This window comes from Microbacterium lushaniae (assembly GCF_008727775.1).
Taxonomy (GTDB): Bacteria; Actinomycetota; Actinomycetes; order Actinomycetales; family Microbacteriaceae; genus Microbacterium; species Microbacterium lushaniae.
This window is the reverse complement of record NZ_CP044232.1, coordinates 1,539,101-1,552,538: the sequence shown is the minus strand read 5'-3', so window position 1 is coordinate 1,552,538 and position 13,438 is coordinate 1,539,101. Positions and strand designations below refer to the sequence as shown.

The window sequence follows — 13,438 nt, the reverse complement described above, 5'->3', positions numbered from 1 at the left end:
GGCGTCAGCGGCCCAGCATCCGCAGGTGCAGCATCGCGGCGAACCGCGCGTCGCGGTCGGTGAGGTCGAGCCCCGACACCTCCGCCGCCCGGCGCAGCCGGTAGCGGAACGTGTTGGGGTGGACGAAGGATGCCGCAGCCGCCGCCCCGACATCCCCGAAGTGGTCCAGCCACGCCTGCAGCGTCTCCACGAGACGTCCGTCGCCGCGATCGTCGTGTTCGGCGAGCCGGCTCACCGGTCCGCTCAGCCGGTCACCGCGGGCGGCGAGGAGGTCGCGCAGTTCGAGCAGCAGCGAGTCGGTCTGCACGTCGGCCACACGCGCGACGGGGCGCCGCACCGCCGACGCCGACGCCTGTTCGCGCAGCACCCGGAGCACGCGCAGAGCCGACGCCCGGGAACGGGCGAGCCCTGCGATGTCGTCGGATGCCGGCCCCACGGCCACGACGGCGGGCATGCGGGTGCCGACGCGCTCGAGGAACTCCTCCAGCACGCGCACCGACCGCTCCTCGGCCTCTTCACCTGCAGCCGGGAGGATCGCGTACACGACGTCGCCCACGAGCGCGGCGGCAGCCCCCGGCTGCACCGCCGACAGGTGCACGGCGAGGGCGTCGGTGAATCGCTCCCGCTCGGCGAGCTGCTGCTGCTCCGCGGGCGCAGCCGCCCGTCCCCCGGCCACCAGTGCCGCGGCGATCACGCACACGCGGCGCCCGGTGAGGCTGAGGCGCCCGAGCGCATCGCTCGCGCCGCCGCGGCCCTCCAGCGCCGTGCTGACCAGTTCGGTGCGCAGCCGCCGCTGCACGTCGGCGCCGGCCCGCACGCGCAGCAGGTGCAGCGCGACGAGCTTGGCCGCATCCCGCAGCGTCGCCGTGCGCTCCGCCGTGAGGGGGCCGTCCATCGCCGCCCAGATCGAGCCGAGCACCTCGTCCCCGGCTCGCACGGCGATCGCGACGCGCTGGGTCGTCGCTCCCTCGCCCAGTCGGATGGGGTCGACCACGACGGGACGGTCGTCGCGGTACAGGTCGCGGAACACGCCCATCTCGGTGAGCACGCGCGCGTATCGCTCGGGCACCTGGCGGCCGATGATCGTCTCCGCGCGCGACGCGTCGGCCTCCTCCTGCCGCCCCGAGAAGGCGAGCACGCGCGAGGAGCGATCCTCGATCGTGATGGGCGCGTCCAGGAGCGACGCGATGGCACCGGCGACGGCGAAGAGGTCGCCGGAGGGAAGGCCCCCGAGCGACTCCACGTGCGTCTCGCCGATGTCGTCCTCGGCCAGCAGCGACCGCAGCAGGGCCGCCAGCTGCGTCCACGTCGCGCCGCGCGCGAGGCCCAGCAGCGCGATCCCGTGGGCGTCGCAGGCCGCGCGCACCTCGTCGGTCACCTCGACGGGCGAGCGCACCACGAGCGCGGCCACCGCGTGCTCGCCGAGCTCGCCGAGCAGCGCCGTGATCCCGGTCCCGCCGCGCACGCCCACACCCAGCACGATCGCGCCCGGCGGGTAGACCGGCTCGTCGGCGGGGTCGTGGATGACGACGCCGCCGACGTCGAGCTCGGCGTCGATGCGGCCGTGCGCGACGTCCAGGAGCGTGACGCCGAGGTCGTCGATGACGCGACCCAGACTCGACCGCGCCAAGCCCTCCGCGCGGCCCGTGCTCATGAGGGGGAGCATAGCCGTCAGATCGGAACCCACTCCACGGCGGTGGTCAGCTCGTCGAGGATGTGCGGCACCGGCGTCACGCCCAGGCCCGGACCCGTCGGCACCGTGAGGTGGCCGTCCTGCATGACGAAGGGCTCGGTGATGTCGGTGGCGTAGAAGCGCCCGCTGGCCGACACGTCACCGGGGAGCGTGAAGCCCGGCAGCGACGCCAGCGCGATGTTCGCCGCGCGGCCGAGGCCTGATTCGACCATCCCCCCGCACCACACCGGGATGCCGTGGGCGGACGCGAGATCGTGGATGCGGCGGGCCTCCAGATACCCGCCGACCCGGCCGGGCTTGATGTTGATGATGCTCGTGGCGCCCAGGCGGATCGCGGCGGCCGCGGTCTGCGCCGACGTGATCGATTCGTCCAGGCAGATGGGGGTCTTCACGAGCTTGGCGAGGTCGGCGTGGCCGAGCACGTCCTCCTCCTCCAGGGGCTGCTCGATCAGGAGCAGGTCGAAGGCGTCGAGCTTGGCGAGGTGGGGTGCGTCGCGCAGCGTGTACGCGGTGTTGGCGTCGACCTGCAGCAGCACCTCGTCGCCGAAGCGTTCGCGCACCGCCCGGACGACATCGACGTCCCAGCCGGGTTCGATCTTGAGCTTGATGCGCACGTAGCCCTCGTCGAGGTAGCCCCCGACGGCGTCCAGCAGCTGCGGCACCGAGTCCATGATCCCCACCGACACCCCGCACGGCACGGTGTCGTGCACGGATCCGAGCTCCCGTGCGAACGAGCGTCCCTCTGCCCGCAGTTCGGCGTCGAGCACGGCGGTCTCCAGCGCCGCCTTCGCCATGCGATGCCCCTTGAAGGGCTTCAGCACCTCGGCGACGGCGTTGGCGTCGGGGATGCCGGCGGCCCCGAGGGCGGGGATGAAGAAGCGCTTCATGACGTCGACGGCGCCCTCGGTGTACTCGGGCGAGTACACCGGGTCGGGCAGTGTGACGCACTCGCCCCAGCCCTCGGCAGCATCCGTCACCGCCTTCACCAGCAGGATGTCGCGGTCGGTCTGCGTGCCGAACGACGTGCGGAACGGCGACGCCAGCGGCATCGCCACGCGGCGCAGTTCGAAGCCCTCGATCTTCATACGGTGTTTCCCTCTCCGAGCCTGATGATGTACCCCTCGGTGCGGTCGAAGCCGACGACCTTCCCGCCGGAGTCCAGGTGGGTGGTGAGCTGCTCGCGCAGCGTCCGCCGCCACGCGCGAGCCGCCTCGACGTCGGTTTCGCGGAGCGCCTGGATGTCGGCCGGCACGGCGACGGTGACCTGGCGCGGGAAGTCGGCGGAGACGGCCGGCGGATGACCCGCCGCAGCGTCCGCGACGTCGTCCTCGCGCAGCTCCCACCGCACGAGCATCCGGTCGGTCTCGCCGTCGCTGTTGATGGCGTCGGACATGGCTCCGTAGAAGTTCGTGAGGTACTCCACCGGCAGCGCATGCAGCTTGACGATGTTGAAGTACGCGTTGCGCGAGACGAGGGGGTCGAACGTCCACTCGATCGCGTCGATGCCGCGCGAGAGCGCCCATCCGCGCTGATGCAGCTTCATGGCGAAGCCCACCGACCGCCCGATATGGGATGCGGCCACCCCCGCGATGTGGCTGTGCAGCGCATGCCGGTCCGGCGCCGAGTGGAACCCGATCGTCGCGCCGACGAGTTCGTCGCCGGCGAAGGCGCCCGCGATGTAGTTGCCCGCCTTGCCGAGGGCGCGCAGGAGCTCCGGCGGCACGGTGGGGTTGTCGGGCCCTCTCCCCCAGATCCGGGACAGCAGGTCGACCACAGCGGCCTGCTCGGACACGCCTGCCACTTCGCGCACGTGGACGCCGGCCGCCTCCGCCGCCGTCTCGGCGGCCGACAGCGCGGTCGCCACGACGACGTCGGCGAACATCAGATCGGTCATGGCGTCTCCTGATCTGCGGCGAGGTCGCCGATGAGCGCGCGCAGCAGGCGCGTGCGCGGGGCGAGCTCGGCCACCACCACGTGCTCGTGCTCGGCGTGGGCGCCCCCGCCCACCGCCCCCAGACCGTCCAGCGTGGGCACGCCCGCACCCGCCGTGAAATTGCCGTCGCTGGCGCCGCCCACCGCGGCCCCTCGAAGCGGCTCGAGACCCAGCCCCGCGGCGATGTGCTGTGCCCGCTGGAACAGCGCCGCGGATGCCGCGGCCTCCAGTGGCGGGCGGTTGACGCCGCCGCGCACCTCCAGGCGGGCGCCCGGAACCTCCGCGGCGAGGGCCCGCACCGCCGCATCCACGCGCTCCTGCTCCGCCACGGTGCGCGCGCGCACGTCGACCGAGAAGGTCGCCAGCGCCGGGACGGTGTTCGTCGTCGCACCCGAGCGCGCCACCGTGGGGGTCACCGTCGTCCCCCGGTCGGGGTCGGCGAGGGCGGCGACGGCCAGAACGGCGTGCGCGAGCGCCACGGTCGCGTTGACGCCCCGCTCGGGCTCCAGGCCCGCGTGCGCGGCGAGCCCGTGCACCACGATCTCGTACAGCGACACGCCCTTGCGTTCGAGCTTCAGGGCGCCGCCGTCGGCGGATGCCTCGAGCACGAGCGCGGCATGCGCCCCGCGGACGGTGTCTTCGATGAGCGCCCGAGAGGCCGGCGAGCCGACCTCCTCGTCGCCGGTGACGAGCACCGTGACCCCGTCGCGCTCCTCGAGCCCCGCCACGGCGTGCAGCGCCATCGCGAGCCCGGCCTTCATGTCGAAGCATCCCGGCCCCCTCAGCGTGTCTTCGTGCACGGCGAAGGGCAGGCGCGCCAGCGTGCCCAGGGGCCAGACGGTGTCGTGATGGGCCAGGACGAGCACGCGCGTGTGCGCGCCGAAACACCACCGGAGGTGCGACACGCCGTCGACGACGATCCGCTCGGGGGCGCGGCCGAACAGGTCTTCGCCGAGCGCGGCGACCAGGTCGGCCGAGCGCGCCACGGCGGCGTGATCGGCGGAGGGCGACTCGCATTCGACCAGGCGACGCAGCGTGCCGACGAGCACGTCCGTCGCGACGTCGGAGGCAGCGGTGATCATGCCGGCACGTCGACCTTCTCCGCCGGTTCGGCCGCAGCATCCGCCGACGCCTGGGCGCCCGGGGCCGGCACGCGGTCCGACACCTTGGGGGTCGCACGCGCGCCGAAGTGGAGGTACTCCTCGCCCGTGGGGAGGGAGTAGAAGGTGAGCGTCATCCAGGTCTGGGTGCCGGGGGCGCGCAGGGCGAACAGGTGGTCGTCCAGGGCGACCAGCGGGTACTCCTCGACGGTGTGGGGCTCGAGCTCCGCCAGCGGGCCGAGCATCGTCGTCCGCAGTCGCGGCCCGTCCTCACCGGCGAAGATCTCCATGCGCACCGAGGCGCGCTCGTACGTGCCGACGAACGGTGTGAGGTCGACCTCGACCGGTTCGGCGGGGATCGTGACGGGGTGGCTCATGTCCAGGCCCGACAGCTCGGCGAAGATCTCGCGGTAGAGCTCCTCGTACAGGTCGCGCGTGTGGCCGCCGTTGGTGAGCAGCGTCACGGCCACGCCCGACTCGGGATGGATGCGCAGGAACGCCGCCTGACCGAGGGTGTTGCCGTCGTGCCCGTACAGGCGGTCGCCGTTCCAGTCGAACCGGATCCACCCCAGCCCCCACGAGTCGCCCAGGACGTGCTTGTCGGGCACCTCGGCCTGGAAGGCCTGCATCTGCGCCACGACGTCCTCGCTGAGGATGCGCTCGCCGCCGGCCGTCACACCACCGGTCATGTGCAGCCGGGCGAACGCGAGCACGTCCTCGGCGCGCGAGGTGATGAGCCCGGCCGGGCCGATTCCGCGCGGCAGGAGCCACGCGGGGGTCACGATCTGCTCCCCCGCGACTTCGACGTGCCCCACGGCCGCCCCGTGCAGGATGGCGTCCTCGGGAAGCGTCACCGTGTGCGTGAGGTCCAGCGGCTCGTAGAGCAGTTCACTCATCGCCGCGTCCCACGTCTTGCCGGTGAGGACCTCGATGATCCGCCCGAGCACGGAGTAACCGGAGTTGCAGTACGACCAGGTGGCGCCCAGCGGATGGTTCTTGCCGGCCGTGTCGAGGAGGTCGACGTACTTCTGGATGCAGTCATCCCCCCGCCCGGTGTCGGTGAACACGTCTCCGTCCAGCCCGCTTGTGTGGGTCAGCAGGTGCCGGATCGTGACGCCGTCGGTGAGCTCGTCCTCGCTCAGGCGGAAGCCGGGGAGGACGTCCTTCACCTTCGTCTCGAGGGTGAGCCTGCCCTCGTCCACCAGACGCATGATGACGCTCGCCGTCCACACCTTGGAGATCGACCCGATCTGGAAGATCGAGTCCTTCGTCACCGGTGCGGTCTCGAGATTCTTGTTGAGAGTCCCATGAGCGGCGACCACGACATCGTCGGCGCGGCCGTCGCCCAGCCGGAGGATGCCCAGTTGCGCGCCGGGGACCTTGTGGCGCTTGGCCAGCGCCACGAGGCGCCGCTGCCAGCGCGCCGCGTCGATCGTGGCAGGGCGCGGGCCCGCCGCATCCGCCGCGTACTGCTCCACCCACTCCACGACGCGCGTGTTGTAGTCGATCCGGTGGCTCGGCCGCCCCGCGAGCGGGAAGAGGTGACTGCCGCCGGGGTAGAGCACGAGACGGGTCGGCACGCCGCGCTCGCGCAGGGCGAGATGCCACTGCTCGGCCTGCCCCACGGGGCAGCGCACGTCGGCGCCGCCGTGCAGCACGAGGGTCGGCGTCTGCACGCGGTCGACCTGCGCGTACGGATTCATCGCGGCGATGCGGTCGCGGTCGCGCGGGTCCCACGGCATCGCGGCCACCTCGAACACGTTCAGCAGATGCGCTTCGTCGGCCGTGCCGCCCATGCTCGTCAGGTCGCTCACGACCCCGCCGGCGACGGCCGCCGCGAACCGGTCGTCGCGGCTGGTGAGGTAGCACGTCATGAACCCGCCGTAGCTGTAGCCGGTGAGCGCGAGCCGCTTCGGATCGGCGGTGCCCTCGGCCACGAGCTGGTCGACCGGCTCGAGGAAGTCCTTCGCGTCGACTTCGCCCCATCGTCCGTTCACGGCCGTGAAGAACTCCTCGCCGTACCCGTCGCTGCCGCGCGGGTTCAGCATGAGGACGCTCCATCCGCGGCTGACGAGCTCCTGGTGGTACAGGTGCATGTCGTCCACCGCGCCGTTCCACGCGTTGTGCGGGCCGCCGTGCACGTCGACCAGGAGCGGTGCAGGCCCGGTGCGCGCGGGGTCGCGCAGAATCCAGCCCTGCACCGTGACGCCGTCGCTGATGGCGAACTCGCGCGATTCGCGCACGAAGAGCTCGACATCCCCGAGGGCGGCCCCGTGGTCGGTGACCACCTGCTCGTCGCCGGAGGCGAGGTCGATGCGCACGATCTCGCCGAACGAGGTCGCGGTGGCCAGGACGATCGCCGCATCGTCGCCGGCGACGGCGAGCCCACTGACGACGTGGGCGTCGCCACCGTGCACGAGCCGGGGTTCCCCGCCCTCCAGCGCCACGGCGTACACGTGCGTGCAGCCGCGGTCGCGGGCGGCGAAGACGACGTCGCCGGCGGTGGACACCTGCGGGAGGCCGCCGGGGTAGCCGGGCCCGCCGGGCATGATGTTGCGATCGAGGGCTGCGGCCAGTTCCACGGCTTCGCCCGTGGCCGGGTCGACGCGGTACAGCCGTGCGATGCCGGTGGGCTCCCCCGGCCAGCCGGCGACGACCATGCGGCCGTCCGGCGCGTAGGCGACGGTCGCCGCGGCCCCGCCCTCGAAGGCCACGATCGCCGGCGGTGCGGCCGGGTCGGCGGGGTCCAGCACGTGCACGGCGGAGCGGTAGGTGAGATCGTCCACGCCGGCGGGCTTGGCGACGTACGCCAGCCGCGTGCCGTCGGGCGACCACGCCGGGCCGGAGGCGAACGCGTCGGCGTCGGTGAGCTGCCGGACCTCTCCGGAGGCGACATCCAGCGCGTGCAGCTGCGTGCGGATGCCGCGGAGGAAGCCCATGCCGTCGGCCTGGTAGCCCGCGCCGTCGGTGACGATCGGGCTGGATTCGCGTGCCGCGCGGTCCTCGTCCGACTCGTCCTCGTCGGCAAGGAGGTCGACGGGTGCGGCGAACACGATCGTGGCGCCGTCGGGGCTCCACACCGCGGGCCCCGCGCCCAGCGGGAGGCTCGTGCGCTGCTGCGCGTCTCCCCCGGCCAGCGGCAGCGTCCACACCTGTCCCTCGCGGAGGAACGCGAGCGTCTGCCCATCCGGGGAGAACACCGGCGCGGCATCCGCGAGACCTCGCGTGAGCCGGCGGGGCGCGGCATCCCGCTCGGCCAGCCACAGCGAGCTCACCGACCGGTCGTCCTGCGTGTCGACGCCCCCCAGGACGTACGCGATCCGCGCGCCGTCGGGTGAGAGTGCGGGCTGGCTGGGGATCGTGAGGGCGGCCAGGTCGCCGATACGCAGTCTGCGGGTCACGGGTGTTCTCCTTGCGCGTGAAGCGGGATCCGGCCGGGGATGGCGGCCAGGAGTTCGCGGGTGTAGTCGTCCTGCGGGTCGCTCAGGACGTCGGACGTGGGTCCCTGCTCGACGATGCGGCCCTGATGCATGACGGCGATGCGGGAGGCGACGTAGCGCACGACGGCGAGGTTGTGGGAGATGAAGAGCATCGACAGTCCGAGCTCGGCCTGAAGCTCGCGGACGAGGTTGAGGATCGCCCCCTGGATGGACACGTCCAGCGCGGAGGTGATCTCGTCGGCGATGAGCACCTTCGGCTGACCGGCAAGCGCACGGGCGATCGCGACGCGCTGGCGCTGACCGCCGGAGAGGTCCGCCGGATAGGCGCCGGCCCGCGCCGGGTCCAGGTGCACGAGGTCCAGGAGCCGTTCGACCTCCGCCCGCTGGGCGGAGCGGCCCATCCCCCTGGGCATGATCTCGGCGATGCTCGCACCGATCGTCATGCGCGGATCGAGTGAGGAGAACGGATCCTGGAACACCATCTGCAGCGGACGGCGCCCGCGGCGCGGGTCGATCGGCTGCCCGTCCAGGAGGATGCGGCCCTGGTGCAGGGGAACGAGCCCCACCGCCGCACGGGCCACCGTCGACTTGCCCGAGCCCGACTCCCCCACCAGCCCGAGCACCTCTCCGTCGGGGATCGTGAGAGTCACCCCGTCCACGGCGGTCGTCGCCGACCGGCCGGACCCGAAGCGCACGCTGACGTCCTCGAAGCGCAGTTCGCTCATGCCACGACCTCCTCCGGATCGCGCGCGGGCACGACGGGGACCGGCAGGGGTTCGCCCGCGTGCCAGCACGCGACACGGGCGCCCGTCGCATCCGCCACCAGCGGCGGCTCCACCGCCCGGGAGTGCGCGTCGGCGAGCGGGCAGCGCGCCGCGTAGGCGCATCCCGCCGGCATGTGCGCGGGGTCGACGGGGCGGCCGGGCACCGTCGCCAGCGGGCGCTGGAGGTCGGTCTCCATGTCGGGCACGGCGGCCAGCAGCGCGCGCGTGTAGGGATGGCGGGCACGACTGAGCTGGGACGCGGGCAGGTCTTCCACGATGCGCCCGGCGTACATCACGAGCACGCGGTCGCAGATCTCGGCGACCACCGAGACATCGTGGCTGATCAGCAGGATCGCGACGTCGTCCTCGTCGCGGATGGCCTTCAGCAGGTTCAGCACCTGGCGCTGCACCGTCACGTCCAGCGCCGTGGTGGGCTCGTCGGCGATGATGAGCCTGGGGCTGCCCATGAGGCCCATGCCGATCATCGCGCGCTGGCGCATGCCGCCGGAGAACTCGTGCGGGTACTGCTTGGCACGTCTCGCCGGGTCGGCGATGCGGACGGCCGCGAGCCGATCCACCGCCCGCGCGTGCGCCTCGCGACGGGTCATGCCGCCGTGGTGGATCGCCACCTCGCTGAGCTGCGCGCCCATGCGCTTGGTCGGGTTGAAGCTCGTCATGGGGTCTTGGAACACCATCGCCAACGACGTGCCCAGCAGGCGCCGGTGCTCGGCGGGGCCGCCCTCGAGCAGTTCGGTTCCGAGGAAGCGCAGGGTCGCGGCATCCACCACCCCCGGCGACTCGACGAGCTGTGCGATCGACAGCGCGGTGAGCGACTTCCCCGAACCCGACTCTCCGACGATGCCGACGACCTCTCCGCGGCGCACCGTGAACGACACACCGCGCACGGGCGACACGGGCCCATCGGGACCGGGGAAGGTCACCGTCAGATCGCGCACGGCGAGCACCTCGTCGGCGGCGGGCGCGGATTCGGGGCGCGCCGTGCGCGGCTGCACCGTCGCGAGCGTCGCGATGAGGCCCGTGCTGCGGATCCCCAGGGCGCGCGCGGCCGACTCCCCGACGAGGTTGAACGCGAGGCCGGCGATGACGACGGCCAAGCCGGGGGCCAGCGCCGCCAGCGGATTGATGTAGATGCCCGACAGGCCCTCCATCATGAGGCGGCCCCAGTCGTACTCGGGCGGCTGCACCCCCAGGCCCAGGAACGACAGCCCCGCGAACGACAGCAGCGCACCGCCTGCACCGATCGTGGCGTTCACGATGAGCGGTTCGCCGATGTTGGGCAGGATGTGGCGGAACAGCACGCGCACGCGGCCGACGCCGCCCACGCGCGCGGCGGCGACGAAATCGCGCGCCGCGATGCCGGCCACGAGCGTCTGGCACAGCCGGCCGAACGACGGCGCGCCGGCGAGGCCGATCGCGAGGGTCGCCCCCACCCAGCCGCTGCCGAAGATGACGGCGAAGAACAGCGCGAGCAGGAGACCCGGGAAGGCGACGGCGATGCCGACGAACCACGTGACCGGGCGCCCCGCCCGCCCCAGCAGGTACGGCGCGACTCCGAGCAGAAGCCCCGCGCTCACCGCGACGAAGGTGGCGGTGAGGGCGAGCACGACCGACAGGCGCGTGGCGACCAGGACCCGCAGGAGCAGGTCGCGGCCCAGCCCGTCGGTGCCGATGAGATGCTCGCCGGACGGGCCGGCGAGGATGTCGTCCGTGTCGAACGTGTCGGCCTGCGCACCCCACAGGACGGGGGCGAAGATCGCGGTCAGGAGCACGAGCGTCAGCAGTACGGCCGCCGTCGCGCCCAGCGGCGTCATGAGGGTGCGGCGCAGGATGCGCATGTCAGTGCTCCCCCACGGTGGTGCGCGGATCGAGCGCGGCCAGAATGGCATCGACGACGGTGTTGATGATCAGCACCCCGGCGCCGTACACGAGCACCGTCGCCTGCACCATCGGGTAGTCCTTCGTCTGGATGGCCGACACGATCGTGGAGCCCAGGCCCGGCCACGCGAAGACGTTCTCCACGAGCACGGTGCCCACCACGAGCGAGCCCAGCAGGAGACCGCCGAGGGTGAGGGCGGCGGTCACGGCGTTGGGGAGGGCGTGCGTGAGGTGGATGCGCCACGCCGGCAGCCGCTTGGCGCGGGCGGTGCGGACGAAGTCCGCCTCCAGCACGCCGAGCATCTCGACGCGCACGATGCGGGCCAGGACGGCGGCCGGGCCGAGCGAGAGGGCGATGACGGGCAGGATGTAGGACTCCGGGCCGCTGCGCCCGGCGATGGGGAGCCATCCGAGCGAGACGCCGAAGACCGCCACGAGCGCGACGCCCAGGAGGAAGTCGGGGATCGCCGAGACCAGGACGCTGCCCGTGGCGAACCCGAGCTCGAGCTTGCGGCGCCGGCCACGACGGGTGGCGACGGCCATGATGACGCCCACCGGCACGGAGATGGCGACGGCGAAGACGAACGCGAGCAGGGCCAGGCTCGCGGTGGCCGGAAGCCGCACCGTGATCACGTCGACGGCAGGCAGGCTCGACTGGATCGAGATGCCGAAGTCGCCGACGAGCAGGCCGCGGAGGTAGTCGATGTACTGCACCGGCAGCGGATCGTTCAGCCCGAGCGACTCGCGCTTGGCGGCGACCAGCTCGGCGGAGGCCGTCGGCCCCAGAGCCGTGCGCACGGGGTCGCCCGGGATGAGGTGGATCATCAGGAAGGCGGCGGTCACCAGGATCCACAGCGACACGAGCAGTCGCCCCGTCCGCCGGGCGATGAACCGCAGCCAGCGATGATCGCGGGCGCGGCGCACCTCCTCGCGGAGCGGGGCGACTGCCGTGGTGGCCATGGGGGGACGTTCCTTCCTGCGCCGGTCGTCGTGCGACCGCGGTTACTGCCGGTTACTGCGCGAGGAGGCGGATGCTCGTCGGGATGACCGTGTCGATCATGGTGAACTCCGCCTTGTTGCCGAAGGTCTTCACGACGTTGTTGGCGAACGGCACCACGTCGGCGGCCTGGAACAGGGCCTCCTCCGCCGCCTGCCACGCGTCGCATCCCTCGGTGCCGGGGATCGTCATCGCCTCGGCGACGGCGGCTTCGTAGTCGGCGTTCTGGATGCCGGCGAAGTTGGTGCCCTCCGGCGCCGTCGGTCCCGAGAGGAAGCCGACGACCTGGTCGGGGTTGTTGACGTTCAGCGGCACCCAGGCCATGTCCCAGTCCCCGGTGCCGAAGATCGCGTTGGACAAGGTCGTGGAGTCGTTCTGCGTCGCGGTCACCTGCACGCCGATCTCCTCCCACGCGCTCACGGCCAGTTCGGCCGCCGACGTGCCGCCGGTGCCGAGCGTGTTGGCGTACAGGAAGGACAGCGCGAGCTTCTGCCCGTCCTTCTCACGGACGCCGTCGGCGCCTTCCACCCAGCCGGCCGCGTCCAGTGCCGCCGCGGCGGCGTCCACATCGGTGGCCGGGACGTTCCCGCTGACCGCGTCGTAGTCGCACGATGAGGGCTCGACGACCGAGAGCCGGGTGGCCGGGGCGCCCGCGCCGCTGGTGAGCACCTTCTGCAGCTCGGCGAGGTCGAGCGCCTGCGTCAGCGCGATGCGCACGGCGGGGTCGCTCGTGGGGCGGGTGTCATCCTGATTGAACCAGTGCTCGCCCACGAGCGCCTCGACCTGCTGCGAGTACAGCCCCGCGCCCTCCAGGCGCTGGGCATCGGGGCCGACGATGGCGGCGGCGTTGACCTCGCCCGACATGACGAGGTTGGCCGCGGTGGTCTCGTTGGGGATGACTCGTGCCACCACCTTGGCGGGCAGCCCCTGCTCCTGGGTCGTGGCGCCGCCCGGGCCCCACGCGTAGTCCTCGTTCAGCTCGTACGTGTAGTGGTCGTTCTGCACGGCCTCGGTCAGGACGTACGGTCCCGTGCCCAGTGTTCCGTCGCTGAGCTGTCCGCGGTCGGCCAGGCCGGCCTCGCACACCATGGGCAGGTTCGCGAGCCCCTGCAGAACGAAGGGCGCCGGACCGGCGAGCGTGATGGTGAGAGTGCTGCCGTCGGCCTCGGCCGTCGCCCCGGGCGGGAAGAACGTGCCCAGGAAGGGGCTCTGGTTCTCCGGGTCGCCGATCCAGGTCAGGTTCTGCGCCGCGGTGTCGGCAGTGAACTCCGAGCCATCCGAACACGTGATGCCGTCGTTGAGGGTGAGCGTGAGGGTGTCGCCCTCGAGCTCCCACTCCGACGCGAGCTGCGATTGGATCTCGCCCTCCTCGTCGAGGGAGACCAGCGAGTCGTAGGCGAACTGGCTCAACTGGAACAGCGCGCTCACGGCGGACATCTGCGGATCCAGTGCCCCGGGGTCGGCCACCATCGACAGCGTGAACGTGCCGCCGTCGACGTAGTCGGCGTCGCCGCCGCCGCCGCCACTGCCTCCGCCGGCGCATCCGGCCAGGGCGACGACGCCGATGATCGCGGTCGCCGTCACCAGCGCGGGTCTCGTGAACGTCTTCATGCGG

At 72.5% G+C, this 13,438-nt stretch carries 9 protein-coding genes; all 9 read right to left on the bottom strand.

Annotation, left to right across the window (positions count from 1 at the left end):
- Nucleotides 1-4: 4 nt before the first annotated feature.
- Genes F6J85_RS07250 through F6J85_RS07210 form a run of 9 tightly spaced genes read right to left on the bottom strand, consistent with a single transcriptional unit; the run spans nucleotide 5 to nucleotide 13,434 of the window.
- Nucleotides 5-1,654: a PucR family transcriptional regulator gene (locus tag F6J85_RS07250; RefSeq protein WP_150924437.1), complete on the bottom strand. Its 1,650-nt coding sequence runs from the start codon at nucleotides 1,652-1,654 to the stop codon at nucleotides 5-7.
- Nucleotides 1,655-1,671: 17 nt separating this feature from the next.
- Nucleotides 1,672-2,778 (bottom strand): o-succinylbenzoate synthase, encoded by a 1,107-nt coding sequence (menC, locus tag F6J85_RS07245; RefSeq protein ID WP_150921000.1) that lies wholly within the window; start codon nucleotides 2,776-2,778, stop codon nucleotides 1,672-1,674.
- Nucleotides 2,775-3,587, bottom strand: coding sequence for a GNAT family N-acetyltransferase (locus F6J85_RS07240; protein ID WP_202980880.1), 813 nt, complete (start codon nucleotides 3,585-3,587; stop codon nucleotides 2,775-2,777). The genes menC and F6J85_RS07240 overlap by 4 nt, the downstream gene beginning before the upstream one ends.
- Nucleotides 3,584-4,708 (bottom strand): M20 family metallopeptidase, encoded by a 1,125-nt coding sequence (locus tag F6J85_RS07235; RefSeq protein ID WP_150924436.1) that lies wholly within the window; start codon nucleotides 4,706-4,708, stop codon nucleotides 3,584-3,586. The genes F6J85_RS07240 and F6J85_RS07235 overlap by 4 nt, the downstream gene beginning before the upstream one ends.
- On the bottom strand, nucleotides 4,705-8,127 hold the full coding sequence (locus tag F6J85_RS07230; protein WP_150924435.1) for a serine hydrolase: 3,423 nt from the start codon (nucleotides 8,125-8,127) through the stop codon (nucleotides 4,705-4,707). The genes F6J85_RS07235 and F6J85_RS07230 overlap by 4 nt, the downstream gene beginning before the upstream one ends.
- Nucleotides 8,124-8,891 (bottom strand): ABC transporter ATP-binding protein, encoded by a 768-nt coding sequence (locus tag F6J85_RS07225; RefSeq protein ID WP_150921003.1) that lies wholly within the window; start codon nucleotides 8,889-8,891, stop codon nucleotides 8,124-8,126. The genes F6J85_RS07230 and F6J85_RS07225 overlap by 4 nt, the downstream gene beginning before the upstream one ends.
- The gene (locus F6J85_RS07220; RefSeq protein ID WP_150924434.1) at nucleotides 8,888-10,786 is read right to left on the bottom strand and encodes a dipeptide/oligopeptide/nickel ABC transporter permease/ATP-binding protein; all 1,899 of its coding nucleotides are present in this window, start codon (nucleotides 10,784-10,786) and stop codon (nucleotides 8,888-8,890) included. Before F6J85_RS07220 ends, F6J85_RS07225 begins: the two co-directional genes overlap by 4 nt.
- Nucleotide 10,787: 1 nt before the next feature.
- Nucleotides 10,788-11,786: an ABC transporter permease gene (locus F6J85_RS07215; RefSeq protein ID WP_150921005.1), complete on the bottom strand. Its 999-nt coding sequence runs from the start codon at nucleotides 11,784-11,786 to the stop codon at nucleotides 10,788-10,790.
- Between the two features lie 52 nt (nucleotides 11,787-11,838).
- Nucleotides 11,839-13,434, bottom strand: a complete 1,596-nt coding sequence (locus tag F6J85_RS07210; protein WP_150924433.1) for an ABC transporter substrate-binding protein — start codon at nucleotides 13,432-13,434, stop codon at nucleotides 11,839-11,841.
- Between the last annotated feature and the right edge of the window lie 4 nt (nucleotides 13,435-13,438).